Source organism: Actinokineospora auranticolor (assembly GCF_041897805.1).
Classification (GTDB): domain Bacteria; phylum Actinomycetota; class Actinomycetes; order Mycobacteriales; family Pseudonocardiaceae; genus Actinokineospora; species Actinokineospora auranticolor.
Genome location: NZ_CP154825.1, coordinates 3,700,071 through 3,726,799 on the forward strand (window position 1 = coordinate 3,700,071; position 26,729 = coordinate 3,726,799).

The 26,729-nt window shown below is 73.1% G+C and carries 12 protein-coding genes; 7 read left to right on the forward strand and 5 right to left on the reverse strand.

Features of this window, described 5'->3' with window-relative positions; genetic code table 11:
• Window positions 1-32 precede the first annotated feature (32 nt).
• The gene (locus V5P93_RS16630; RefSeq protein ID WP_245930998.1) at window positions 33-1,343 is read right to left on the reverse strand and encodes a M20/M25/M40 family metallo-hydrolase; all 1,311 of its coding nucleotides are present in this window, start codon (window positions 1,341-1,343) and stop codon (window positions 33-35) included.
• Between the two features lie 185 nt (window positions 1,344-1,528).
• Between V5P93_RS16630 and mptB the strand changes: the two genes are divergently transcribed.
• Window positions 1,529-3,139 (forward strand): polyprenol phosphomannose-dependent alpha 1,6 mannosyltransferase MptB, encoded by a 1,611-nt coding sequence (gene mptB / locus V5P93_RS16635; RefSeq protein WP_181043288.1) that lies wholly within the window; start codon window positions 1,529-1,531, stop codon window positions 3,137-3,139.
• 102 nt (window positions 3,140-3,241) lie between these two features.
• Window positions 3,242-3,478, forward strand: a complete 237-nt coding sequence (locus V5P93_RS16640) for a hypothetical protein (RefSeq protein WP_146107906.1) — start codon at window positions 3,242-3,244, stop codon at window positions 3,476-3,478.
• Between the two features lie 45 nt (window positions 3,479-3,523).
• On the opposite strand, the gene V5P93_RS16645 is transcribed toward V5P93_RS16640, so the two are convergent.
• Complete coding sequence (locus V5P93_RS16645; protein ID WP_104476819.1) at window positions 3,524-5,227, reverse strand: serine/threonine-protein kinase; 1,704 nt, start codon at window positions 5,225-5,227, stop codon at window positions 3,524-3,526.
• A gap of 229 nt (window positions 5,228-5,456) precedes the next feature.
• Here V5P93_RS16645 and V5P93_RS16650 point away from each other — a divergent pair, with 229 nt between their 5' ends.
• Window positions 5,457-5,762: a hypothetical protein gene (locus V5P93_RS16650; protein ID WP_104476630.1), complete on the forward strand. Its 306-nt coding sequence runs from the start codon at window positions 5,457-5,459 to the stop codon at window positions 5,760-5,762.
• A 74-nt stretch (window positions 5,763-5,836) separates the two neighbouring features.
• The gene (locus V5P93_RS16655) at window positions 5,837-6,223 is read left to right on the forward strand and encodes a VOC family protein (RefSeq protein ID WP_104476632.1); all 387 of its coding nucleotides are present in this window, start codon (window positions 5,837-5,839) and stop codon (window positions 6,221-6,223) included.
• Between the two features lie 654 nt (window positions 6,224-6,877).
• Here the strand turns inward: V5P93_RS16655 and V5P93_RS16660 are convergent.
• Window positions 6,878-9,688, reverse strand: coding sequence for a polysaccharide lyase family 8 super-sandwich domain-containing protein (locus tag V5P93_RS16660; protein ID WP_146107907.1), 2,811 nt, complete (start codon window positions 9,686-9,688; stop codon window positions 6,878-6,880).
• Between the two features lie 65 nt (window positions 9,689-9,753).
• Window positions 9,754-10,422 (reverse strand): class I SAM-dependent methyltransferase, encoded by a 669-nt coding sequence (locus V5P93_RS16665; protein ID WP_104476821.1) that lies wholly within the window; start codon window positions 10,420-10,422, stop codon window positions 9,754-9,756.
• Between the two features lie 337 nt (window positions 10,423-10,759).
• On the opposite strand from V5P93_RS16665, the gene V5P93_RS16670 reads away from it, so the two are divergent.
• Window positions 10,760-11,224, forward strand: a complete 465-nt coding sequence (locus tag V5P93_RS16670; protein WP_181043289.1) for an MBL fold metallo-hydrolase — start codon at window positions 10,760-10,762, stop codon at window positions 11,222-11,224.
• Here the strand turns inward: V5P93_RS16670 and V5P93_RS16675 are convergent.
• A complete protein-coding gene (locus V5P93_RS16675; protein ID WP_104476635.1) occupies window positions 11,204-12,484 on the reverse strand; it encodes a cytochrome P450 in 1,281 nt (426 codons plus the stop codon). The genes V5P93_RS16670 and V5P93_RS16675 overlap by 21 nt on opposite strands.
• A gap of 92 nt (window positions 12,485-12,576) precedes the next feature.
• Here V5P93_RS16675 and V5P93_RS16680 point away from each other — a divergent pair, with 92 nt between their 5' ends.
• Window positions 12,577-25,338 (forward strand): hybrid non-ribosomal peptide synthetase/type I polyketide synthase, encoded by a 12,762-nt coding sequence (locus tag V5P93_RS16680; protein WP_104476637.1) that lies wholly within the window; start codon window positions 12,577-12,579, stop codon window positions 25,336-25,338.
• Window positions 25,335-26,723, forward strand: coding sequence for a short-chain dehydrogenase (locus V5P93_RS16685; RefSeq protein WP_181043290.1), 1,389 nt, complete (start codon window positions 25,335-25,337; stop codon window positions 26,721-26,723). The genes V5P93_RS16680 and V5P93_RS16685 overlap by 4 nt, the downstream gene beginning before the upstream one ends.
• The last annotated feature ends 6 nt before the right edge of the window (window positions 26,724-26,729 follow it).

The following is a 26,729-nucleotide window of genomic DNA, read 5'->3' on the forward strand; positions in this document are numbered from 1 at the left end:
CGCGGAAGCGCGCCTGTGGACAACTCGCGGGGTCAGCCGGAGAGGAAGCGGTCCAGGACCTCGACGCCGAAGCGGAGGCCGTCGACCGGCACCCGCTCGTCCACCCCGTGCGCCATCGCCCGGTAGTCGAAGCCCTCGGGCAGGAGCAGTGGGGCGAAGCCGAAGCACTCCACGCCCAGGCGGGAGAAGGCCTTGGCGTCCGTGCCGCCGCCCATGCAGTACGGGACGACCACCGCCGCCGGGTCGTGGGTGCGCAGCGCCACGGCCATCGCGTCGAACCAGGGGGAGTCGACGCGGGCCTGGACCGGGGGTTGGTGGGAGATGAACTCGCGGCGGACGCCGGGGCCCAGGAGGCGGTCCACGTCGGCCAGCAGGTCGTCCTGGGTGCCGGGCAGGACCCGGGTGTCGACCTGGGCCTGGGCCACGCTCGGGATCACGTTGACCTTGTAGCCCGCCGACAGCACCGTCGGTCGCGTGCTGTTGCGCACCGTGTTCTCCACCAGCTTCGCCGCCGGGCCGAACCGGGCGATCGTCGCCGCCACGCCCTCCTCCGTCGCCAGGTCGACCGGCACCCCCAACGCCGCCGCCGTCCGCTCGATGAACGCCCGCACCGCCGGGGTCAGCCGCACCGGCCACGGGTGCGCCGCCAGCCGGTGCAGGGCGTCCACCAGCTTCACCACCGCGTTGTCGTCGTTGCGCCGCGACCCGTGCCCGGCGCGCCCGGTCGCGGTCAGCAGCAGGTGTGACACCCCCCGCTCCGCCGTTCCCACCGGGTACAGCCGCACCAGCGACCCGTCCGGCCGCCGCACCGGGACGGTGTGACCGCCGGACTCGCCGATCGCGGCGGCGCAGCCCTCGAACAGGTCGGCGTGGTCGTCGACCAGCCAGTGCGCGCCGTAGAAGCCGGTGTCCTCCTCGTCCGCGACGAAGGCCAGCACGACGTCGCGCTCCGGCACCCGCCCCTCCTCGGCCCAGCGGGCGGCCACGGTCAGCACCGTCGCGACCATGTCCTTCATGTCCACGGCGCCGCGGCCCCACACCCAGCCGTCCCGGATCTCACCCGCGAAGGGGTGCACCGCCCACTCGTCCGCGTCGGCGGGCACGACGTCGAGGTGGGCGTGCACCAGCAGCGCGGGCAGCTCCGGTCGCGCTCCGCTGACCCTGGTGACCACGTTGCTGCGGCCGGGAGCCCGCTCCAGCAGCCGCGGCTTGAGCCCCGCGTCGGTGAGCCGGTCGGCCACCAGCTCGGCCGCGGCGCGCTCGCCGGTGGCCTGGCCGTGGCCGCGGTTGGTGGTGTCGAACCTGATCAGCCGCGCGCACAGGTCCTCGACCGGCTCGATCACGGGGGCCTCCCACGGGGGTCGGGTCGGGGCGTCTCCGCGCTCCACACTGCGCACCCCGGCCGTCCGTCGCAACGCGAACCACGCCGTTCGGCGGCGACCGGGTGTGACCATCCGCACGCCGAAGGTGCGGCCGGACCGACCATTGCGCGGTGGGGCTCAGGTGGCCTGTGTAATCTCATCTCCCGATGGCCACCAGCACCGATCCGTCCTCAGACCTGGAAACTTCCTTGGGCGCACAGAACGCAGACACCGCAGGAGCACCGTCGGAGCCCGACGACACCGTCGACGACGGTCGCGCCGAGCACCCCGACGAGCGGCCCGGACCGCTGCCGGTGCGCACGATCGCGCTCGGCACCGCGGGCAGCCTGATGATCCTGCTCAGCGCGTTCGGGGCGGCCGGGGTGCTGGTCAACGACCCGGTACTGGGCCACGGCCCGCTGTCCTGGCTGCGCTACGGGCACGGCCAGATGCTGGCCACCGCGACCATCTACCTCGGCTTCGGCCTGGTGGTCTGGGCGTGGGTGCGGCTGGGACGGCACGTGCTGGCCGGTCGGGTGAGCTCCCGCCCCGTGCTGATCGCCGCCGCGGCCTGGATGGCGCCGCTGGTCATCTCGCCGCCGGTGTTCACCCGCGACGTGTTCTCCTACATCGCCCAGGGCATGCTGCCGCTCTACGGGCAGGACCCGTACGTGGTCGGCCCGATCGTGCTGAGCATGCAGGACGTCGTGCAGAACGTGCACCCGTTCTGGCAGACCACCCCCGCGCCGTACGGGCCGCTGTTCATCCTGCTCGCCAAGGGCGTGGCGTGGGTGTCGGGCTCCAACATGATCCTCGGCGTCGTGCTGATGCGGATCGTGCTGATGGTCGGGCTCGTGCCGCTGCTGTGGGCGCTGCCCGGCCTGGTCCGCCACCTCGGCGGCCACCTGCCGACCACGCTGTGGCTGGCCGTGGCCGGTCCGATGACGGTCGTGCACCTGGTCGGCGGGCCGCACAACGACCTGATCATGGTCGGCCTGCTCGCCGCGGGCACCCTGTGCGTGCTCGAGCGCAGGCACGTCACCGGCATCGTGCTGGTCACGCTGGCCGCCGCGATCAAGGCGACCGCCATGATGGCCCTGCCGTTCCTGGTGTGGGTGTGGGCCGCGCACCTGGGGGCCACGTTCTGGCGCAACGCGTTCCGCGCGGTCGCCGCCGCGCTGGCCACCTTCCTCGTCACCTTCGGCGGCGTCACCCTGCTCGCGGGGGTGGACCTGGGCTGGTTCAAGGCCCTGCAGGCGCCGACGATGATCGTCAACTGGCTGTCCATCCCGACCGCCGTCGGCGAGTTCGCCCACACCGTCGCGGACTTGTTCTTCGACGCGAACAAGGCCTGGTTCGTCAACACCGCCCGCGTCATCGGCGGCCTGGCGTTCTTCGTCATCGCCGCCCGCCAGTGGTGGCTCTCCCGGCACGGCGGCTCCGACGCGGTCCGCCGGATGGCGTTCATCCTCTTCGCCCTCGCCGTGCTCTCGCCCGCGACCCTGCCGTGGTACGTGACCTGGGGCTTCGTCATCGGCGCCGCCCTGCCGTGGCAGCGCCGCCAGCTGGCGATCCTGGTCAGCGCCGGGGTGTTCCTGGTCCTGACCTACTCCCCGGCGGGCGAGGACCTGCTCTACAACTGGCCGTTCATCGCCTGCGCCATCGCGGGCTCGGTCCTGGCGGGCATCTCCCTGCTCCGCGTCGACCCGCTGGGCCTGTTCGGCCCCCGCCGCGAACTGGTCACCGTCGACGTCCCGACCCCGGCCGCCAAGGTCTGACGGGTCTTTCGACGAAGGCCCGTCCGGGGCTGATCGGTCCCGGACCGATCCGACCGGTCGGTGGATTGTCGGCCCGCCCCGCGGCTGCCCAGAATGATCTCCATGCTGAGACGCGCGGGAGTGGTGGCCGGTTTGGTCGGGATAGCCCTGTCGGTGCTGACGCCCGTGGCGTCAGCCGGTTTGACGCCCGGGTGGGTGGGCCCGTTCGCGGACAAGGAGTCCTGCGAAGGCCAGCGGGAGATCACCATGGAGTACCACCCGGTCGGCTGGTGCCAGTACCGGGACGTCCCCGGCGACCACTCCGACGGCTGGTACTTCCGAGTCTGGACCAACGACTGACCGGAGCGGGCGCGTCGGCTCACCGGTCGACGCGCCCCGTCGCGCTCACTCCCGGGGGTAGAGCTTGGTCACCTTGCCGTCGAGGGTCGCGGACAGGTAGCCGGAGCCGTACTCGTCGTTGACGTAGAGCCGCAGGGACGGGGTGCCGTCGATGATGTCCGAGTCGACGATGATGTAGCGCATCTCCGGCTTCGGGACGTTGAGGTCCTTGTTCGCGCGCTCCCACAGCGCGGGCAGCGCGTCCCAGTTGACCTTGTTCAGGTCGATCAGGACCTGGTCGGCGTCCACGCCGTCGGCGCCGCGGCGGGTCGCGACGCCGTTGCGGTACTCGAACTTGTCGAAGCCGTTCTTGACCGCGGTGGTCGGGGCGGTGGCCATGGCGTACTCGCCGTAGATCGTCAGCTCCGCGACCTTGCTGCCGTGCATCACCTCGGTCAGCGCGCCGACCACCGAGCGCGCGCCCGCCGGGGTGAGCAGGTCCTTCTCCGCCTTCGGCGCGGTGGTCGTGGTCGTCGGCTCATCGGTGGGCTCTTCGCCGCCCGCCTCGCTGACCTTGGTGACCTTGGGCTGGGCCCCGGTGGCCTTCGGCTGGGAGGCCGACGGCGTGTCCGGGTCGCCCGACCCGGGGCTCGCTTGGTCGTCCTTGTTGTTCAGCACGGTGATGAGCACGATCGCGACCGTGAAGGCCACCGCGACCGCGGCTACCGCGGACCACATGGGCGTGGCGCGCTTGCGCGGGGGAGCCATCGGCAGCGGCCGGGACCCCGAGTCGGACGGCTTGTGCACCGGGTGCTGCTGCTGCCAGCCCGGCTGCTGGTAGCCCGGCTGGGCCGGGAAGCCGCCGGTCGGGGTCGGCTGCGCGGGGAAGGCGGGCCCGGCCGGGGTGGGCGGGCCGAGGTACGGCACGGCGCCGTGCTCGGCGGCCGCGAGCATCCGGTCCAGCACCTCGCCGGACGGCCGCGCGTTCGGGTCGGAGATGAGGACCGCGGCGAGGGCCGCGCCGAGCGCGGGACCGGCCCGCCGCGCAGGCGGGACCTGGTCGGTCATCACGGCGGCGAGGGTGGCCATGGTGGTCGCGCGGCGCAGCGGGTGGTAGCCCTCGACGGCCACGTACAGCAGCATCGCCAGCGACCAGAAGTCCGACGCGGTCTTGGTCTCGTCGCCGAGCAGCCGCTCCGGGGCGATGTACTCCGGTGAGCCGATCACCTCGCCGGTCGCGGTGAGCTGGCCGTGGTCGTGCAGGTTGGCGATGCCGAAGTCGGTGAGCACGGCGCTGCCGTCGAGGCGCAGCAGGACGTTGCCGGGCTTGACGTCGCGGTGCATCACCCCGGCCGCGTGCGCGGCGCGCAGGGCGCCCAGGACGCCGCGGCCGATGTGGGCCGCCTCGGGCGGGGTGAGCGGTCCCTCGGCCAGCCGGGCGTCCAGCGAGGTGCCGCGGACCAGCTCCATGACGATCCACGGGTACTTCGAGTCCGCGGACTCGATGATCTGGTAGATCGACACGACGTTCGGGTGCTGCAGCCGGGCGAGCGCGCGCGACTCGCGCAGCACCCGCTGCCGCTGCTGCTCGGCCAGCGTCGGGTTGTTCTCGTGCAGCGCGTCGCTCGGCCGCACCTCCTTGATCGCGACCTCGCGGTGCAGGCCGAGGTCACGGGCCCGCCACACGGTGCCCATACCGCCGCTGCCCAGCCGCCCCAGCAGCTCGAACCGGCCGTCGATCACGCGCCCGGGTTGTTCACGCTCCGACACCGCGCACACGCTAGCAACCGCCCCCGGGGGCCCGATCGGCCGCCGGGTCGCTCGTTCGCACTGGTGAACGCCGTGGTCGACGGTGGGTCGCGGACCGACCACACGGCGCAACCGGACGGCGCCGGATGTCCCAGCCCGACCGATCCCCGCCCGTAGGCGGTACGCGGTCCGCGCCCGGTCGGCGAGGATCCAGATGTCCGCAGTGGACGGCCCGAGGGGAGACAGAACGATGAGACGAACCCTGACCGCGGTGGCCCTGGCAGCGGTGGGCGCGGCCTGCCTGACCGCTCCCGCGCAGGCGAGCCCCTCGGCGTGCCGGTGGACGTGGGTGTACCAGGTGAGCGACCCCGCCGGGGCGGACACGTACTCGCGCAGCGGTCAGCTGGTCGACCACGCGAAGCAGTACGACCTGATCAACGTGACCGAGCGGGGGACGCGGTACTTCGGCACCAACATCGGCACGGACGTGTGGGGCGGCATCGACCCGGTCCACCTGACCTTCACCGGTCAGAGCGGCTGTTTCCCCCTGGGGTGAAACACCTGGACCTCCAGTTAGGTGGAGAGGTTAGCGTCGGTCGCGGGAGGAAGACAGACCACTGGAGGGATCCCATGACCGTCGAGCTCAACCACACGATCGTGCAAGCGTCCGACGACCTGGCCTCGGCCCGGTTCCTGACCGAGCTGCTGGACCTGCCGGAGCCGACCCCGTTCGGCCCGTTCCAGGTTGTCGCCCTGTCCAACTCCGCCTCGCTCGACTACCTGCGCGTGGACGGCCCGATCACCGGCCAGCACTACGCCTTCAAGATCAGCGAGACGGAGTTCGACGCGGTCTACGCCAAGGTCCTCGACCGCGGCATCACCTACTGGGCGGACCCGTTCCACGAGCGCCCCAACCAGATCAACACCCGCGACCACGGCCGCGGCTTCTACTTCGAGGACCCCAACGGCCACAACCTCGAAGTCCTGACCGAGTCCTACGCCGAGTACGCGGAGTAGACCGTTCGATCTGACGCGGGGGAGGGGCGGGTCCACCAGGGTCCGCCCCTCCAGCGCGTCCGGGCGCCGAGCGCTCTGGTCGATGTGCTGGGTTCTTGATCACCCCTTCGGAGTCTGTGGAAGCACCCGGACAACCAGCGTGATTCCCCCGATCGTCACCCCGCGCTGTTGGTCGACCTGATGGTGTTTGGGGTGGTCAAGCCATGCCTGGCGACCCCTCGCGTACGAAGCATCTATTCCGCACCACATGCCCGCGAAGCACCGCGTAATGGCGGTTACCGGGTTTTCCGGTCAAGCTCAGTTGCACGCCGTCGCGACGGTGTCAAGTTCCTTGGCGGCCCGGCAACTCGCGGACGTGCGCGACCTGTGCGGAATTCCTCTGCGACGACTGCTATCCCCCAAGTATCACCCCGAGGACCGCGGGCATCCTGCTGTTCGAGGACCACGACCACCTCGGACTGCTCCAAAGCGGCGAAGTTGCTCCTGCGGGAACGCTCGCCTCGGTCTTCGACCCGTTCTACCCGGATCGTGAGAGGGATCCAGACCGAGGATTCCGCCGCTGAGCCTTGATGGCTTCTCGTCGTGCCGGGGACCGAATGACGCACTCCGGCATCAGGCCTGAGAGTTGCGACCACCCGATCCCCGGAAGATCGGTCAGGTGATGATCTCCAGGACCGGTCGGTTCGCGGTTGCCTCGCGGCTGTCGAGTTGGACGCCGAACGGGCCGCCCGACAAGCCCAGGTGCAGGACGCCCGGGTTGGTGCTCAGCGCCGCCGTCACGTCCAGGCCGATCCAGTCCGCGGCGCGGCTGATGCGGGCCGTCGACAGGGCCGGGCCGAGGGTGGGTTGGTTGTTCCAGGTCACCCCCGTCTCCGTCCACGTCCCGGTCAGCCGGTGCGCCGTGACCGTGGAGTGCAGGTTCTCGCCGTCGCTGACTTTGCCGTGCAGCCACAGCACCGCGCGTCGGGGGGCGGTGGGGAGGGTCAGGTCGAAGCGGAGGAACGCGCGGCGGTTGAAGTTGGTGGAGGCGGTTTTCACGAGGAGGGGGGCGGTGCCGTAGTTCTGGGTCGGGGAGCCGTCGCGGACGTGGGAGTCGGCGGCGGCTTGAACGGTCGAGGCGGTGGCCGGGGTGATGGTCGGGCCGGTGCCGAGGCGGACGACGCGGCTGGCGCCTAGGGTGCCGCCGACCTCGACCAGGAGCTTGGTGGTCGGCGAGGTCCGCAGCACGGTCACCCCTGGGTCGGCCGAAGCCGTGGTGAAACCGGTGTCCGGGAGGGTGATCGTCACGGTGGGGGAGGTGCGGGACGGGTCGGCGACGGCCACCGACAGCGCCGAACCGTCCTGCCGGGCCAGCACCGAGCACGGGGCGTCCGCCGTGATCGAGCCGCACGCGCCCGCCGCGAAGAAGTTCGCGGCCCGCACGGATCCGGCGGTGATGCCTTGGACGGACGAAGTGTTGGCCACGACCGTCACACCGGGCGAGGCGCTGCGTGCGGCGGTGGTCACCGCAGTAGCGCCGGGGAGCAGCAAGTAGGCGTAGGAAGCGTTGGTCGGGTTGGTGCCGTGGTCGTAGTACAGCCCGAGGTAACGCCGAGTGATCGAACCGCTCGAACCGCCGCTATCGATGTCGTGCCAGGAACCCGTGCGCGCGGCCCGATCCGCCGTCACCGTCGCGCCGCCCAGGAACACGTACCCGCCGAACCCCGCGATGGATGCCCACTGCGCCCCGGTGAACTGCTGGTTCCACGGCAACGACGTCGGCTGCGCCACCCCGTTCACCACCAGCGCGTGCGTCCCCGCGGCCCCGAGATTCCGATTGTCCACCACGGACTCCACGACCGCCCCGTCCGTCGCGGTGATCCCCGCCCCAAGGCACACCACGGCATCATCCAGCGGAAACCACGACTTGCGACCGGTAAGCGTCGACTCCAACCCCGTGACATGCTGCCCAACCGCCGAAACCACACCATCCGACGCCCCACCGGCCCAGACGTTCGTCGGCGGCGTCTTGTTCCACGTACCCCCCGCCTCATCCGCCAGCGGTTTGCGCGACGCCGTCACCCCCGGCAGCCGGTACGGGTCGACCGTCGGCCAGAACGCGTCGGAGTACTGGCCAAGGCCGTAATCCTGCCCCCACCAGTACGTCATCCCACTACCGGTGTGCCACCCGCGCAGGTTCTCGCCGTTCCCGGTCTCGTAGAAAGTCGTGCGCGCGGAGTGCATCGACACCGCGAACGCCCACTGTGGACGGTGGTGCACTGCCCGGTCCATCGACCCGAAAACCCGACTCGACGACGGCGACGCGCCGGTGGGTACGCTCCCGTCCGCCAGCAACCCCACCGCCCGCGCCAGGTCCGGCACCGGCATGTGGTCCAGGTACGGCGCGTACGTCTCCCGCGTGATCCACCCCTTCACCAGGCTCCGCCACCGGCCCGCCTCGGCCACCGTGGCCAGCCCGGTCGTCGCCAGCAGCAGCGTCGACGCCATGACGTTGTGCCCGCGCTTGTGGTCGTCCTGGTCCTGCCGCGCGATGCCCCGCCCGGACACCGAGTCGACCATCAGTCCATTGTGGATGAACGGCGCGAACGACGACTCGACGGAGTCGAACAGCACCTGCCGGTTGGGGTCGGTCACCGCCCAGGTCGTGCTCCCGAGCAGGGACATGACCTTGGTGAGGCCGCCGAGCAGGACGGCGCCGTAGCCGCCCGCGTAGGGGACGCGGTCGTGCTGGATGAACGACCCGTCGGCGTGGAAGCCGTCCCCGAGCAGCACCGTCGGGAACACGGGGGACAGGCCGTCGCGGGCGGCGGCGATGCTCGTCGGGTCCTGGCCGAGCACGCCGCGCAGCGCGATCACCTGGCACAGGTCGACCCGGTTCGCGCCCGTGCTGTTCTCCTCGTAGGCCGACAGCAGCGACACGGGCACGTGGTGGTCCACCGCCGCGAGGGTGTCCGCCAGCTCGGCGGCGGGGACGGACAGCAGGCAGCAGATGTCGAGCAGCCGCTGCGGCGCGCCGATCCGCCAGTCCCACCAGTTGCCGGGTTCGCCCCCGGTGGCGGTGTAGGCGTTGTCGAGCATCCACCGCAGCCCGTCCACGACCGCGGTGGCCGTGGTGGCGGAGCCGGTGTGACCGGTCCCCGGCTGGGCCCAGGCCAGCGCTATGGTGCGCAGGCGGGTGCAGCAGGTGGTGATGTTCGCGGACTTCGCGCCGATGGGCAGGTCGGCCCACAGCGCGGCACCGCCGGGGGTCATGTCGTCGAGGTACCCGGTCGCCGAGTCGCCGACGTCGGCCAACGCGCTCGTGAACGGCTCGACGCGCGGGTCGAAACCCACCCCCGTGAGCAGGTCGCGCCACCGCGACCGCATGATCTCGTACGGCGTCACGGCGAACGCGGGCACGTCAAGCCCCAGCGTGATCGCCGCGATCGAACCCACCACCAGGAACCCACGCCGAGACACCGTCACGCGCTTCTCCTCCCAGGTTGATCACCGCCGTCTACACGGCCCGCCGCCCCCGGGGGTTGCCCGCGTCAGCCGCGCGCCACGACCAACCGGAAACCCGCGTCCCATTCATCCAGTTCGAGCAGATCCCGGTGGCGTTCCCGCCAGCGCCCGGTATCGAGGTCGTCGCGCAGGCGGCGCACGCCCCGCTCGACGGCGTCGGGGTCGGCCAGCGAGAGGGCCGACGTGGCGCGGCGGACCCCTGGGTCGAGGTAGGCGTCGGGGCGCCGCCAATAGGCGGGGAACACGCCGTCGGTGAAGTCCCAGGGCAGGGGCAGCGGGATGACCTCGTCGGTGCCGAGTTCCCGGGCGATGTCGGTGGCGGAGGGCCTGCCGCGCTCCAGGTCGCCGATCTCGGGCACGTACTCGCGGACGAACCAGAAGTCCGCGTGGTGGGCCGTCTCGTAGGCGAGGAGGACCTGGCGGGGCGCCACCCGGCGGAGTTCGGCGAGCCCGGCCCGCCAGTCGGTCCAGTGGTGCGCGGTGAGCACCCCCAGCACCGCGTCGACCGCCCCGTCCCGCAACGGCAGCGCCTCGGCCACCGCCCGCACCACCGGCCCCGGCGGCCGCTGCCGAACCATCTCACCGGACGGCTCGATGGCGATCACCAGCCGGTCATCCGGCTCGTAGGACCCCGCACCGGCGCCGACGTTGGCCACGGTCCGCGCGTCCCCGAGGGCGGCGAGGATCGGCGCCATCCAGCGCGGATCCGTCCGCCGCCCCGACGAGTACCCGGTACCGATGCGGTCGTAGAGCGCTGCCACCCTTGCCTCCCGGTGATCGACTCCCCCGAGCGTAGCGACCGGTACGAGCGGTCCACTGAGGATTGTCGGCCCCACCCCCCTAGCCCGCTTACCCGACGGCGACCTGTTCCCGTTGTACCTGGCCGAATGGGAGCACACCTCGCCGGACCTGGCCGAGTTCGACCGGAACACGGGGTCGTACCAGTGGCTACGCGGTCTGGATCGGCCGCGACGCGGACGGTGGCGTCGTCGACTTCACCATCGACTTCGGCGTGGTCAAGCGGCCACCGACGTGCGCGCCTGGCACGGGGCGACCGTGTACGCGGGCGACGCCGACGTCGTGCGCGGCACCGCGGCACCCGGCATCCCGCGTCTGGCGGACTGGGAGGTGGAGATCTTCGCGCAGGTCATCCCGCACGTGCCGCCCGCTCCCGTGTGCGCGGTCGACGTCGAGCTGACCGGCGGCGAAGTGCTCGACTTCGGCGACCGCGCCCGGGTCATCGCCGTTCCCGGCCACACCGAGGGCAGCGTCGCGGTCTTCCTGCCCGAGCACGGTGTCCTGTTCACCGGCGACACCATCGCCCAGTCCCAGGACGAGGTGATCCTCGGCGTCTTCAACGTCGACCCCGAGCGGGCCGCGCGGTCGCTGCGCACCCAGGCCGACCTCGAACCCGCGGTCCTCTGCTTCGGCCACGGCCCGCCGGTCACCGAACACGCCGCCCGACGCCTCCGCGACCTAGTCGAGCGGATGGAGTAGCAGCGGCAGGCCGTCAGCAGGCGCGGGCAGGGAGGTGAAGCGCCAGGGAGCGTCGTAGGTGCTCGGGTACGACCACTTGAACCGCTCCAGCAGCGCCGCCACGACCAAGGCGACCTTGCGCATCCCCAGGTGTTCCCCGACGCACTTGTGGTGGCCGAAGCCGAACGGGAGCCACGCCAGCCGGTGGGGGAGCGGGGTGGCCATGCGGGTCGGGTCGAAGTCGTGCGGGTCCGGCCACAGGTCCGGCAGCAGTTGGGTCGCCCCCGTGCACACCGACACCAGCTGGCCCGCCGGGATGTGGTGGCCCAACACCGAGGTGTCCCGGGTCGTGACCCGCATCGCGATGGGGGACGGGGAGACGAGCCGGATGCTCTCGCGGATGGCGTGGTCGAGGGTCACCCCGTCGGCCCGGGCCTCGTCCTGCCAGACCGGGTGCTTCCCCAGGAAGTACACCGCGGCGATGGTGGCGGCCGTCGTGGTGTCGTGCGAGGCGATGAGGGTGAACAGCAGGTGTTCCGCTGCCTGGCGCGGGGTGAGGCCGTCGACGCGGGAGAGGGTCGAGAGGAAATCCGTGCCCTCGCGGGGGTGGCGCAGGGCGGCGGTCAGGTAGGTCAGCAGGCGGTCGCGCGCCCGGTGGGCACGCTGCCACGCGGTACCGGGAACACGGACCCGCAGCAGCGCGGTCTCGGCGCGCACGCAGGTCTCGACCGCGCGCATGATGTGCTCGGCTCGATCCGACGGCAGGCCCAGGAACGCGCGCGTGGTGACGCGGGACGACAACGCGCGCAGTGCCGGGACAGCGGCGAACGTCCGCGCCACCGGCCACCGGGACAGCTCCGCGTCGATGTCCGAGGACATCGCGGCCAGGTAGCCCGCCATCGACTCCGCGGAGTACGCCGCCGACAGCAGCCGACGGGCACGGAGGTGCTCCGGCGCGTCCAGGGCCAGCAGTCCGCCGTCGAACCACGGCCCGATGGTGTCCGGCCAGCCCGTGCGGAACGCCTTGTCCTGGTTGGTGAGCACGACCCGGCACGCCTCCGGACCGGTGACCGCCACGATCCGCCGACCGAACGCGCGCCACCACGACACGGGGCCGAACCGCCGGTACAGCGCCAGTTGGCACGCCGGGCCGTCCCGGACCGTCTGCACCGCCAACCCCAGCACCGGCGGACCCGGATCACCCAGCACCGGCCGCAGCCCGGCGGGCGCGGGCGCCAACTCGGCGACCCGCTCGGACATCCGCTCCACCAGCCAGTCCATCACGCCCCCGGACGCTACGACCCACCGGTTACGCGACTCGCCGAACTATCCGCATAACCGTGCGCGAACTCGCCGTTCTTACCTTCCGCCACATGCGCCATTCATGGGGGAACGAGCCGGAACCGGTCGCGGTCGTGGGCATCGGGTGCCGCTACCCGCGCACCGTGGCCTCGCCGAGCGACCTCTGGGACCTCATCGCGGCGGGCGGGTGCGCCGCGACACCGGGCTTCCCGGCCGACCGCGGCTGGGACCTCGCCGCGCTCGACACCGGCACGTACGTCCGCGCCGCGTCCTTCGTGGACAACGCGGGCGACTTCGACGCCGCGTTCTTCGGCATCAGCCCCCGGGAAGCGCTCGCCATGGACCCGCAGCAGCGGATCCTGCTGGAGACCTCCTGGGAGGCCCTCGAACACGCGGGCATCGACCCGACCGGCCTGCACGGCACCCGGACCGGCGTGTACTTCGGCGTCGTCGCCCAGGAATACGGCCCCCGCGTCTACGCCGGGAACCCCGAGCACGCCGGGCACCTCACCACCGGCACCACCCCCAGCGTCGCCTCCGGCCGCGTCTCCTACACCCTCGGACTCGAGGGACCGGCCGTCACCGTCGACACCGCCTGCTCCTCCTCCCTGACCGCCATCCACCTCGCGGTCCGGGCGCTGCGCGCGGGCGACTGCGGCCTCGCGCTCGCCGGCGGCGCGAACGTGGTCTGCGCGCCCAGCATCTTCGTCGGCTTCTCGGCACTCGGCGCGCTCGCCCCGGACGGCCTCAGCAAACCCTTCTCCGCCGACGCCGACGGGTTCGGCGTGTCCGAGGGCGCGGGCGTGCTCGTCCTGGAAACCCTGACCGAGGCCCACCGGCGCGGCCACACCGTGCTCGCGGTGCTGCGCGGCACCGCGATCGGGCAGGACGGCGCCTCCGACGGCCTCTCCGCGCCCAGCCAGGCCGGGCAGTGGCGGGTCATCCTCGACGCGCTCGCCGACGCGGGCCTCGACCCGGCGGACGTCGACCTGGTGGAGGCGCACGGCACCGGCACCCGGGTCGGCGACCCCGTCGAGGCCCGCGCCCTGCTCGCCACCTACGGCGTCGACCGGCCCCGGGCGACCCCGCTGCTGCTCGGCTCGGTGAAGTCGAACATCGGCCACACCCAGGCCGCCTCCGGGGTCGCGGGCGTGATCAAGGTCGTCGAGGCCATCCGGCGCGGCGAGGTCCCCGGCACCCGCCACCTGACCCGGGCCACCGACGCCGTCGACTGGTCCGCGGGCACCGTCGAGATCCCCACCGACCCGACCCCGTGGCCGGACCGCGGCCGCCCGCGCCGCGCGGCCGTGTCGTCCTTCGGCATCAGCGGCACCAACGCGCACGTCATCGTCGAACAGGCCCCACCCGGCCGAACCCGCCCCACCCGCGCCGCCGACCCCGTGGTCCCGCTCGTCCTCTCCGCCAAGTCCGAGGCGGCGCTGCACGACCAGGCGACCCGGCTCGCCGACCACCTCGAAGCCAACCCGACCCTGTCCCTGGTCGACGTCGCCCACACCCTCACCGCTCACCGCGCGCGCCTCGACCACCGGGCGGTTCTCGTCGCGGGCAACCACACCGAGGCCGTCGAGGGGCTCCGCGACCTGACGGGTGCCGTCACCGGGAAGGCCGACACCGAAGGCGGGGTCGTGTTCGTCTTCCCCGGCCAGGGTTCACAGTGGACGGACATGGCGAGCGAACTCCTGGCCACCAGCCCGGTGTTCGCCGAGCAGATCAAGGCGTGCGACCGCGCGTTCGGCGAGTTCGTCGACTGGTCGCTGCTCGACGTCCTCAGCGGCGAACCCGGCGCCCTTGACCGCGTGGACGTCGTGCAGCCCGCCCTGTTCGCCGTGATGGTGTCGCTGGCCCGCTGCTGGGAGTCCCTCGGCGTGCGGCCCGCCGCGGTGATCGGGCACTCGCAGGGCGAGATCGCCGCCGCGCACATCGCCGGGGCGCTGAGCCTGCGCGACGCGGCGGCGGTGGTCACGTTGCGCAGCAAGGCGATCGTGGCGATCGCGGGCACCGGCGGCATGGTGTCGCTGCCGCTGGACGTCGACGACGCGACCCGGCTGATCGAGCCGTGGTCGGACCGCGTCGGCGTCGCGGCCGTCAACGGACCCCGCGCCACGGTGCTCTCCGGCGACGCGGGGGCGCTGGACGAGATCCTGCGCGCCTGCGACCTCGAAGGCATCCGGGCCCGCCGCGTCCCCGTCGACTACGCCTCGCACTCCCCGCACGTCGAACCCCTCGAAGCCGCCATCCGCGCCGCCGTCGCCGACATCCGGCCCCGGCCCGCCGACGTCGAGTTCCTGTCCACGGTGACCGCCGCGCCGCTCGACGGCACCGCGCTCGACGCCGCCTACTGGTACCGCGGCCTGCGCGCGCCCGTCGAGTTCGAGAGCGCGGTGCGCCTCGCGCACGAGCGGGGGCACCGGTTCTTCATCGAGGTCAGCGCGCACCCCGTGCTGACCTACGGCATCGAGGACGCGCTCGAGCGCGGCGTGGTCGTCGGCAGCCTCCGCCGCGAGCAGGGCGGCCCGCGGCGGCTGTTCGCCTCCGTCGCCGAGGCGCACGTCGCGGGCGGCCCGCTGGACCTGTCCCGGTACCTCGCCGAGCACCGGCCAACCCTGGTCGACCTGCCCACGTACGCCTTCCAGCGCACGCGGTACTGGCTGGCCCCCGACCTCGCGCACCGCGCCCAGGGGGTCGAGCACCCGCTGCTGGACTCCGCGCAGGACCACCCCGAACACGACGGATTCCAGTTCGGCGGCACGTTGTCGTTGTCCACGCACCCCTGGCTGGCCGACCACGCCGTCAACGGCGTCGTGCTGCTGCCCGGCGCGGCACTGGCCGAGCTGGCGCTGTGGGTGGGGGAGCGGATCGGACTGCCTGCCCTGTCCGAGTTGGTGCTGCACGAGCCCTTGGTCATCACCGACACCGTGGCTATCCGGATCGTCGTCGACGGTTCCGGCGAACTCCGCGTGCACTCCCGGCCCGAGACCGCACCAGGCGACCGGCCCAAGTGGACAAAGCACGCCGAGGGAAGCTTGACCGCCGAAGCCATTCCCACCCCGGACTCCCGTCCCTGGCCGCCGGAGGCGGAGTCCGCCGACATCGCCGACAGCTACCAGCGCCTGGCCGCGCGCGGCTACGAGTACGGGCCGGTGTTCCAGGGACTGCGGGCCGTGTGGCGACGCGACAAGGAGGTGTTCGCCGAGGTCGCCCTCCCCGACGCCGAAGGGTTCGCCCTGCACCCGGCCCTGCTCGACGCCGCCCTGCACGCCTTGGCGTACCTCGACCCCGCCACCGACCCCGATTGCGTTCGGCTCCCGTTCTCCTGGTCCGGGGTCCGCCTGCACGCCGTCGGCGCCACCGCGCTGCGCGTCCACATCCGGGAGACCGGCCCCGACCGCTACCGCCTCCATCTTGCCGACCCGGAAGGCAGGCCGGTGTGCGAGGTCGAGTCGCTGACCCTGCTGCCCATCACCCGCGACCGCCTCCGGACCACCACCGACTCCCTCTACGCCCTCGACTGGCAACGCGCGGAAACCCCGGCCCCCAACGACATCGACTGGGCCGCGTGGCCCACCGAATCCCGCGCCGCCGTCCTCCGCTGCTTCGACACCCCCGCAGGCGACCTCCCCGAACGCGCACGGCAGGCCGTCACGGAAGTCCTCGACGTCGTCCGCGTCTTCCTCGACTCGGACCGCGAAACCCTCCTCGTCCTCACCCACCGCGCCGTGGCCACCGACGACGGCGAGGACGTCCCAGACCTCACCCACGCCGCCGTCTGGGGGCTCCTGCGCAGCGCGCAGACCGAGAACCCCGGCCGGATCGTCCTCGCCGACCTCGACGACCGGAACACCTGGCACGACCACGTCCCCGCCCTGCTCGCCGCCGGTGAACCTCAACTCGCCGTACGCCGCGGCACGCTCCTCGTCCCGCGCGTCGCCCGCGCCGACCGGCACGCCATCGGCGGCCTCGACCGCGTCACCACCCCCGACTGGCGGCTGCGCACCCAGGGCGATGGCACCCTCGACGCCGCGAACCTGGCCTTCACCGCCTGGCCCGAGGCGTCCCGACCGCTGGGGCCGGGCGAAGTGCGGATCGCGGTGCGCGCCGTCGGTCTCAACTTCCGCGACGTGATGATCTCCTACGGCCGCTACCCCGACCCGGACGTCGACCTCGGCAACGAGGGCGCGGGCGTGGTCGTCGAAGTGGCCCCGGACGTCACCGCGCTCGCCGTCGGCGACCACGTGGCGGGCACGTTCCTCGGTGTCGGCCCGCTCGTGGTCCGCCACCACGGCTACCTCACGCGTTACCCCGCGACCTGGTCCGCCGCCCAGGCCGCCACCATGCCCGCCGCCTTCCTCACCGCGTTCCGCGCGTTGCGTGACCTGGCCCGGCTCGGTCCCGGCGATCGGGTCCTGGTGCACGCCGCCACGGGTGGCGTGGGGATGGCGGCGATCCAACTCGCCCGGCACGTCGGCGCGGAGGTGTTCGCCACCGCGAGCACCCCGAAGTGGCCGGTGCTGCGCGACCTCGGGTTCGACGACGACCACATCGGCGACTCCCGCACCACCGCCTTCCGCGACCGCTTCCCGGGCGTGGACGTCGTGCTGGACTCCCTGGCGGGGGAGTTCGTCGACGCCTCGCTGGCGCTGCTGCGGCCCGGCGGTCGGTTCGTCGAACTGGGCAAGACCGACCCGCGCGACCCGGCCGACCACCCGGACATCGAGTACACCGCGTTCGACCTGACCCTCGACGGACCCGAGGAGACCCGGGCCGTGTACGCGGAACTGCTGCCCCTGTTCGTATCCGGCGCCCTCCGGCCGCTGCCCGTGTCGGTCCGGGATGTGCGGCAGACCCACGACGCGCTCACCACCCTCGGGCAGGCCCGCCACACCGGCAAACTCGCCCTGACCCTGCCCCGCGCGCTCGCAGGCACCGTCCTGATCACCGGCGGCACCGGCACCCTGGGCGCGCTGCTGGCCCGGCACCTGGTGACCGCGCACGGCATCCGCGACCTCCTGCTGCTCAGCCGCCGAGGACCCGACGCGCCCGGCGCGGGCGACCTCGCCGCCGACCTCGAAGCGCTCGGCGCCCGCGTCACGATCGCCGCTGTCGACGTGGCCGACCGCGACGCGCTGACCCGCCTGCTCGACGACGTCCCGCTCACGGCCGTGGTGCACGCGGCCGGGGTCCTCGACGACGGGATCGCCACCGACCTGACGCCCGAGCGCGTCGACCGCGTCTTCCGGCCCAAGGTCGACGCCGCCATCGCCCTGCACCACGTCACCCGGCACCACGACCTGGCCGCGTTCGTGCTGTTCTCCTCCGCCGCGGGCGTCCTGGGCTCGGCGGGCCAGGCCAACTACGCCGCCGCCAACACCTTCCTCGACGCCCTGGCCGCGCACCGCCGCCAACGCGGCCTCCCCGCCACCACCCTGGCCTGGGGCCTGTGGGCCGACGGCTCCGGCATGACCGGCCACCTCGACGCCCAGGACCACGCCCGCCTGCGCCGCACCGGGTTCGCCGCCCTGTCCACCGCCGAGGGCCTGGCCCTGTTCGACGCCGCCCTCCGCCACGGCCGCGGCGCCCTCGTCCCCGCCCGCCTCGACATCCGACCGGGCGCGGACCTGCCGCCGGTCCTGCGTGCTTTCGCCCGCCCGACCCGGCGCGCGGCGAGCACCTCGCGGAAACGCGCGGGACTGGCGCCCGACCAGCTGCTCGACCTGGTGCGCGGCGTGGCGGCGACGGTGCTGGGGCACGACTCGCCGGACGCGGTCGACCCGGACGCGGACTTCAAGTCCATCGGGTTCGACTCCCTCGGTGCCGTCGAGTTCCGCAACCGGCTCAAGAAGGCCACAGACCTGCCCCTGCCCACCACCGTCGTCTTAGACCACAAGACCCCGGCCGCGCTCGCCGCCCACCTGCGCACCCTCATCGCCCCGGCCGAGACGGCCCACACGCCACGGGCCGAGGTCGTACCGTTGACCCGCTACCAGCGCGATGTCGCCACCACCGCGCTCGCCTACCCGGATCTCCCGCTCGCTCAACCCAGCGGCTACCTGCGCGTCCCCGGACCCGTTGACGTGGAACGGATGCGTGCGGCCGTTCGCGCCACGGCAGACCGCCACGACGCGATGCGGCTGCGCGTGGACAGCGGGGAGATGACCCAGCGCGCGGTCGCGGACTACGGTGAGATCGAAGTCGTGTCCTTTATGGACTGCGTGGACCCGGTGCGGGCGTGCCTCGACTGGATCGAGCGGACGACCGCGACCGTCATCCCGCTGGACGGCGAACTGGTGCGGACCGCGATCCTGCTCGACGACCGCGACTCGCTGATCGTGTACTGCCGCTTCCACCACGTCGTCGCCGACGCCTGGGGCATCAACCTGGCGCTGGACGAGATCCGCCGCCGCTACCGGGGCGAACGGGACTTCGAGCCCGCGCCGAGCTGCCTCGACCTCGCTGCCGCCGACCAGGACTACCGGGTCTCCGCCGACTGGCGCGCCGACCGGGACGCGCTCGTCGCCGCCACCGCCGACCTGGAACCCGCGCTGCTGAGGCGGACGTCGACCGTGCGGGAACACCGGCGCCGCCGCTGGTCCACCCGGATCCCCGCTGAGGCCGCGGCGAAAGCGCGCGACACCGGGCGGTCGGTGTTCTCCGTGACCGCCGCCGCGCTCGCGGTCTACCTGCGGCGCCTGCACCGCGAAGGCGACATCGTGCTCGGCGTGCCGCTGCTCAACCGCGCGACGCCGGAAGAGCTGGCGACGATGTCGGACGTCACCAACATCCTCCCGCTGCACGTCCCGGTCGACGAGGACCTGTCCCTCCTCGACCTCGCCGACCGGGTCCGCGACGGCGTCTGGGACCTCACGGCCCGCCAGCGGTTCACCCTCGGCGACCTGCTCTCCGCGCTGCCCGAGGAAGGCCACCCGGGACGCGCGTTGTTCGACGTCACCTACTCCTACATCCCCGGCTCCTCCGCCGACGGCACCGTGCTGTCCTCCGGCTACTCCCTGGACGCGGTCAACATCGTCGTCCGCGAGGACGACGCCGACGGCTCGCTGGAGGTCGACGTCTTCTACGCCGACGACATCTTCGACGACGACTTCACCGTCGAGGCCGCCATCGGGCACGTCACCGTCCTGCTGACCGAAGCGCTCAAGGCACCTGACCAGCCCCTGAAGTCGCTACCGGTCCTCACCTCCGACGAGTCCGCCAGGCTCGGCGCGTTCGAACAGCCGTCGACCGCCACCCACGCCGACACCACGCTCGACCGGCTCTTCGCCTACCAGGCGGCCCGCGTCCCCGACCGCACCGCTGTCATCGCCGCCGACGGCACCACCCTCACCTACGACGAGTTCGCCCGCCGCGTCGCGGGTCTCGCGCGTGAACTCGACGGCACCGGCCCCATCCCGATCCTCCTCCCGCGCTCCACCGAACACCTCATCGCTGTCCACGCCGTGCACGCGGCAGGTGCCCCGTACGTGCCGATCGACCCGACCTACCCGCCCGCCCGCGTCCGCACGATCCTCGCCGACTGCCGCGCCCGCGTCGCCATCGCGGGCGACGACTTCGCCGACCTGCTCGCCGAACTCGGCATCGAGCACGTCACCGTCGACGCCACCGAGGCCGAACCCGTTGACAGCGCTACGAACCCGAACGACCTCGCGTACGTCATCTACACCTCGGGGTCCACCGGCGTGCCGAAGGGCGTGATGGTCGAGCACCGGTCGGTGGTCAACCGGCTCGCGTGGGCGCAGCGCGCCTACCCGCTCGGCGCCGACGACGTCGTGCTGCACAAGACCCCCGCCACCTTCGACGTGTCGGTCTGGGAGCTGCTGTGGTGGGCCCAGGCCGGGGCGCGCGTCGTGGTGGCGGCCGTGGGCGCCGAGCGCGACCCCCGCGCGCTCGGCGCCGCCATCCACCGGCACGGTGTGACGATCGTCCACTTCGTACCGTCGATGCTCGGCCCGTTCCTCGACCACGTCCGCACCGCGCCCGACCAGGTCCGCACCCTGCGCCGGGTGTTCGCCAGCGGCGAGGCGCTGAGCCCGGAGCTGGCGCTGCGGTTCCGCGCGGCGCTGCCGGGCGTCGAGCTGGTGAACCTGTACGGGCCAACGGAAGCGGCCATCGATGTCTCGGCCCACGACGTCCCCGCCACCGGCCCGATCACCCGTGTCCCGCTGGGCAGGCCGATCGACAACACCGCGCTGCTCGTGCTGGACCCGCTCGGCCGCCGCTGCCCGATCGGCGTCCCCGGGGAGCTGACCATCGCTGGTGTCGCGGTCGCACGGGGCTACCTGGGGCAGCGGGCCCGCACCGACGAGGTATTCGCCGTCGACGCCGAGCTGGGCCGCCGCTACCGCAGCGGCGACCTGGCCCGGTGGCTGGCCGACGGGACACTGGAGTACCTGGGGCGCACCGACGACCAGGTCAAGGTGCGGGGCAACCGGGTGTCACTCGGCGAGGTCGAGACGGCGCTGACCCGCTGCCCCGGTGTCCAAGCGGCGGTCGTGCTCCCGGAGGAGGGCACCCGGCTCGTCGCCTACGTCGTTCCGCGGGACGAAGGCGACACCGGCCTGGTGAAGTCCCTTGTGGACATCCTGGGCCAGTGGCTGCCGCCCTACCTCGTGCCCTCCGAGTTCATCCCGGTTCCCAGGTTCCCCTTGACCCGCAACGGCAAGGTCGACCGTGCCGCACTCCCGGCCGTGCGGCACCGCGCGGCGGGCAGTGAGCCGTCCGACCCGATCGAGCGCGCCTTGGCGGAGGTGTGGGCCGAGGTGCTCGGGACGTCCGGGTTCAACGTGCACGACGACTTCTTCACCGTCGGCGGCGACTCGATCCTGGTGCTGCGGCTGCGCACCGAGGCCGAGAACCGCGGCCTGGCCTTCGACATCGACCACTTCTACGCGCAACCAACCATCGCCGGGCTCGCCGCCCGGATCGGCACGCACACCCCCGCACCCGCGCGGGAGCCGTTCGACCTCGTCCCGCTGCTCGACCGACCCGCGCTGCGCGCTGCCGAGGACGCGTTCCCCGCGTCCCGCCTGCAACTGGGCATGCTCTTCCACAGCCTGCACAGCGCCGATTCACCGCGCTACAAGGACGTCTTCCACTACCGGCTGCGCATGCCCTGGGACGAAAACGCTTTCCGGCACGCCCACCGCCGCATGGTTCGGTCGCAACCGGCCCTGCGCTCCACCTTCGACCTGACCTGCCGCTCCACGCCGTTGCAGGTCGTGTTCCCGGACCTGCCCGAGACACTGGAGATCACCGACGCGGGCGATGTCGAGGCGTACCTGGAGGGGCGCCACCGCACCCGCTACCCGCTGCTGGACGACGGCCCACCGACCGCGCTGCACGGCACGCGCGTGTTCGTCCGCGACGGCGAGGCCGACCTGGTGTTCCACTTCCACCACGCCATCCTCGACGGCTGGAGCGTCGCCACCCTGGTCAGCGACCTCCTCGCCGACTACCTCGCGCACCTGAGCTCCGACATCGCCGCCGAACCCGGTCCGCTCCCGACCGCCCTGCTCGCCGACCACGCCCACGCCGAACGCGCGGCCCGCCAGGACCCGGCCACCCGCGCCTTCTGGGCACGCGTCCTCGACGGCGCCGAACCGACCACGATCGAATCCACCCGCGCCCACGTGATCACCGAACCCGGACGCGACCGGGTCGTCGCGGTCCCGGCCTGGCTGGAGGGCTGCGTCGACCGGTTCGCCAGGGCATCGCGGGTGCCGGTGAAGTCGGTGCTGCTGGCCGCGCACTGCCTGGCGCTGCGGGCTCTGTCCGGAGTGGACGACGTGGTGACGGGCTGCGTCACCCACACCCGCCCGGACCGCGCCGACGCCGACCGCTGCGCCGGGCTGTTCCTCAACACCGTGCCCGTGCGCGTCGACAACGCGCCGAAGACCTGGCGGGACGTGGTGACGCACGTCGTCCGCTGGGAGCGCGAGGCCGTGCCGCACCGCCGGTACCCGATCAGCGACCTGGTGGCCGAACGCGGCGGACCGGTGTTCGAGACCGCGTTCAACTTCGTCGACTACCACGCCTTCGACGCGGTCCTGGTCGAGATCGAGCTGGTGGATGTCACCGTGCGCGAGGAGACCGATTTCGCGCTCCTCACCACCGCCGTCCTCGACCCGCGCGGCGGCCTGTTCCTCCGCGTCAGCGCGGACACCCTCGGCGCGGACCAGTGCGCCCGGTTCGGGCAGGCCCTCATCGCCGCGCTGGCCGAGATCGTGCGCCACCCCGATCGCGCCGTCGACCTCGCCGCGGCCCAGGCCGACGACGTCGCCACCCAGGTCGCGCACGTCGCCGCCGTGCGACCGGACGCCACCGCGGTGGTCGACGCGGGCGGGACCTGGGACTACCGCGCGCTGTCGACCGCCGCCGACACCGTCGCCCAGAACCTCCTCCACCGGGGCCTGCCGCGCGGCGCGCGGGTCGCGCTCAGCCTGCCCCGCTCGGCCGAGCTCGTCGCGGTCGTGCTGGGTGTGCTCCGCGCCGGTGCCGCCGTGGTGCCGCTCGACCCGTCCTACCCGGCGGCCCGGTCGCGCGCCATGGCCGACATCGCCCGCCCCTGGTCGACCATCACCGACCCGGCACCGCTGCTCGCCGCGCCCACCGAGGTCGTCCCGCTGCCCCGGCCGCACCCGGAGGACACCGCGTACGTCCTGTTCACCTCCGGCTCCACCGGCGAACCCAAGGGCGTCGCGCTCCCGCACCGGGCCCTCACCAACCTCATCGCGTGGCAGAACCGCCGCCCCACCGGGGCCGTCGGCGCGGTGACCGCCCAGTTCGCCCCGCTCGGCTTCGACGTGTCGTTCCAGGAGATCTTCTCCACCCTCTGCGGCGGCGGAACCCTGCGCGTCATCGACGACGAGGCCCGCCGGGACATCCCGGCCCTGCTCGACGCCCTCGACGGCGTCAACCGCGTGTTCCTGCCGTATGTCGCGCTCCAAGCCCTTGCGGAGGCCGCCGCCGGGCGCGGTGCCCCCGCGTCGCTGCGGACGATCGTGTCGTCGGGGGAGCAGTTGCGGATCACCCCCGAGATCCGGGAGCTGTGCGCGGGCCGGACGCTGGAGAACCAGTACGGGCCGACCGAGACCCATGTCGTCACCGCGCACCCGTTGTCCGATGCCGAGTACCCGTCGCTGCCGCCGATCGGGACCGCGATCACGGGTACGACCGTGGTGCTGCTCGACGAGCGGTTGGCGCCGGTGGCGCCGGGGGTGCGGGGCGAGATCTACGTGGAGGGCCCGTGCGTGGCGCGGGGCTACGAGAACCGACCCGGGCTCACCGCGCGGAGGTTCGTCGCCGGGCCGGGCGGCCGGGTCCGCTACCGCACCGGCGACCTCGGCATCGCCCTGCCCGACGGGACCATCGCCTGCCTCGGACGGCAGGACGGCCAGGTCAAGGTCCGCGGCTACCGGGTCGAACCCGCCGAAGTGGAGCTGGCCGTCCTGGCGCTCCCCGGTGTCGAGGAGGTCGCGGTCGTGGCCCGCGCGCTCGGCGGCGCGGACTCGGTGTTGGAGGCGTACCTCGTCGGCGACATCGACGTCACGGCGATCAAGGCAGCGTTGGCGGAGGTACTGCCCGCGCACCTGGTTCCGTCGCGATTCCACCTGGTCGACGCCATCCCGCGCACGCCGAGCGGCAAACGCGACGACGCCGCGCTGCGCGCGCCCGCCACCCCCGGGTCGGCGTCAGGCGACGAACTGGAGCGATCGGTCGCGGCGGTGCTGGCCGAGTTCGCCGGAGTGGACGCCCTCGCCGTCGACGCGGAGTTCTTCGCGGCGGGCGGCACCTCGATCGGCGCCACCCGGGTCGCCATGACCGTCGCCCGCCGCTGGGGCGTCGAGATCCCGCTGCGCGCCTTCCGCGCCGCGCCGACCGCCCGCGACCTCGCCACCCTGATCCGCCGGGACGGCTCCGGGACCGGCTTCGACCCGGTCGTGCCGCTGCGCGAGACCGGCGACCGGACGCCGCTGTTCCTCATCCACCCCATCGGCGGCACCGTCCTGTGCTACCGCGAACTAGTCGACCACCTGCCCCCGGGCCGACCCGTCCACGGCCTCCAGGCACCCGGCGCCGAACCCGGCACCACCCCGCTGTCCACCATGGAAGCCCTGGCCGCGACCTACATCGACGCCATCCGCCGCGTCCACCCCGAAGGGCCGTTCCACCTCGCGGGCTGGTCCTTCGGCGGGTACGTCGCCATCGAGATCGCCCGCCAACTCGGCCACGCCGCCCTCGCCTCGGTCACGCTCCTCGACACCGTCGCGCTCGGCGAGGGACCCCGAGCCCTGATCGACGACCGCGAACTCGTCGAACTCTTCTTCCGCGAACTCCTCTGGTCCACCACCGGCGCCGCGGAAACCCGGCTCGACTTGTCCGAACCGGACACCGACCGGCTCTTCGACACCCTGTTCACCAGGTCCGTCGACCTCGGCGTGCTGCCCCACGACGGCTCACCACGACTGCTGCGCAGGCTCTTCGACGTCTTCCGCGCCCACTACCGCGCCACCGTCGACTACCGCGTCACCAGCGTCCCACCCGACCTGCTCCTGCTGCGCGCCGCCGACAAACCGCCGAGCGGGCTCGCCGACGCGCACCGCCGCTTCGGCGGCGTGGCCGACAGCCCCACCAACGGCTGGCAGCACTGGACCGACCGGCCCGTGCGCGCCCACCGCGTGCCCGGCGACCACCTGTCCATGATGACCGCCCCGCACGCCCGGGTCCTCGCCGGGCACCTGGGCGCCGCGCTGGAGCGCGCGGACACGGCGAACCCGATCGAGATGGAGGTGGCGGGATGACCGAGACCACCACGAGGCCCACGACCACCAGGGCGAACCCGCGCCGGATCCGGCGGCGGCTGAGCCCGATGGAGCGCTGGTACTGGGTGTGCGACCAGCTGTCCCCGCTCAACGTCGTCGCCCGCGTGCGCGTCGAGGGCGCGTGCACCCGCGACGACCTGGCCCGCGCGTGCGCCCGGCTGGCCGAGGAGCACCCGCTGCTGCGCGTGGCCATCGACGCCGACCCCGACGGCAGCCACCCGTGCTTCGTCGGCGCCCGCCACGACCGCCTGCCCCTCCGCACGGTGTGCGCGGACCGGCTCGACGTCGACCGGTGGGAGCGGGAGGTCGACGACGTGGAACTCGTCGAGCCGCTGGACTGGCGGTCCGGGCCGCTGGCCCGCGTCGTCGACGTCGCGCGCGGCGCGCCGGGCAGCGCGGAGGAGACCCACGACCTCATCCTGACGGTGTCCCACGTGATCGCCGACGGCACGACCGCGCTGGCCCTGCTGCGCGGGCTGGTCGAACTGGCCGCGACCGGGCGGTCCCGCGCCGCGGCCGTCGAACCGGCCCGCACCCGCGCGCCGCTGCCGCCACCGGAGGAGCTGCTGCCGCGCCGGATCAACGGCGTGCCGCGCACCGCGCACCTGGTGGCGTCGGTGGTCGCCGACCGGATCACGACCGCCGTCGCCCGACCCCGGCGGCTCGCGCCGGTCACCCCGGTCGCCCCCGAACGCAGGCGCTCGCGGCTCATCCGCCGGGAACTCGACGCCGAGCAACTCGCGCGGCTGACCGACCGGTGCCGCGCCGAGGGCGTCACCGTGCACAGCGCCCTGGCCACCGCCATGGCCGTCGCGGTCGCCAGCGTCGAACCGACCGCGAAGACGCTGCGGGTGTCCATCGGGTCGCCGGTCGACTTCCGCGCCGAACTCGTCCCACCGGTCGAGCCGGGTGACGCGGGCGCCTACGTCGCGACCGTGCCGTCCTACATCCGCGTCGGGCCCGCCATCGACCTGTGGACCGCCGCGCGTGGCGCGTTCCGGACCCTCAAGCGCAGCAGGCGGTTCCACCACCACCTGGCGCTCGTGTCGATGCTGCGGCTGCTGTCGCCGCGCTCGGTGGGGGAGAGCGCGAAGGCCGTGGCGATGGTCGACCGCGTGGGGCCGGGCAACGTGTGCCTGTCCAACGTCGGCCGCTACGCCTTCCCCGACCGCGTCGGCGGGTGGCGGCTGTCCGGCGCGCAGTTCGCCGCCGGGATCTCGATCAGCGGCTACCTGGTGGCGACGGTCAACACCAGCCACGACTCGCTGCACTGGAACTTCACCTACGTGGACGGCGCGGTCACCGGGGAACGGGCGGAGCTCATCGCCGACCGGGCCCTGTGGACAGTTCTCGCCGCCCTGTGACCCCGG

Excerpts from the sequence above, each read along its gene's own strand:
- mptB (WP_181043288.1), top strand. The coding sequence starts at position 1,529 with ATGGCCACCAGCACCGATCCGTCCTCAGACCTGGAAACTTCCTTGGGC.
- V5P93_RS16680 (WP_104476637.1), top strand. The coding sequence starts at position 12,577 with ATGCGCCATTCATGGGGGAACGAGCCGGAACCGGTCGCGGTCGTGGGC.
- V5P93_RS16665 (WP_104476821.1), bottom strand. The coding sequence starts at position 10,422 with ATGGCGCCGATCCTCGCCGCCCTCGGGGACGCGCGGACCGTGGCCAAC.
- V5P93_RS16650 (WP_104476630.1), top strand. The coding sequence starts at position 5,457 with ATGAGACGAACCCTGACCGCGGTGGCCCTGGCAGCGGTGGGCGCGGCC.
- V5P93_RS16675 (WP_104476635.1), bottom strand. The coding sequence starts at position 12,484 with ATGGACTGGCTGGTGGAGCGGATGTCCGAGCGGGTCGCCGAGTTGGCG.
- V5P93_RS16685 (WP_181043290.1), top strand. The coding sequence starts at position 25,335 with ATGACCGAGACCACCACGAGGCCCACGACCACCAGGGCGAACCCGCGC.
- V5P93_RS16655 (WP_104476632.1), top strand. The coding sequence starts at position 5,837 with ATGACCGTCGAGCTCAACCACACGATCGTGCAAGCGTCCGACGACCTG.
- V5P93_RS16640 (WP_146107906.1), top strand. The coding sequence starts at position 3,242 with ATGCTGAGACGCGCGGGAGTGGTGGCCGGTTTGGTCGGGATAGCCCTG.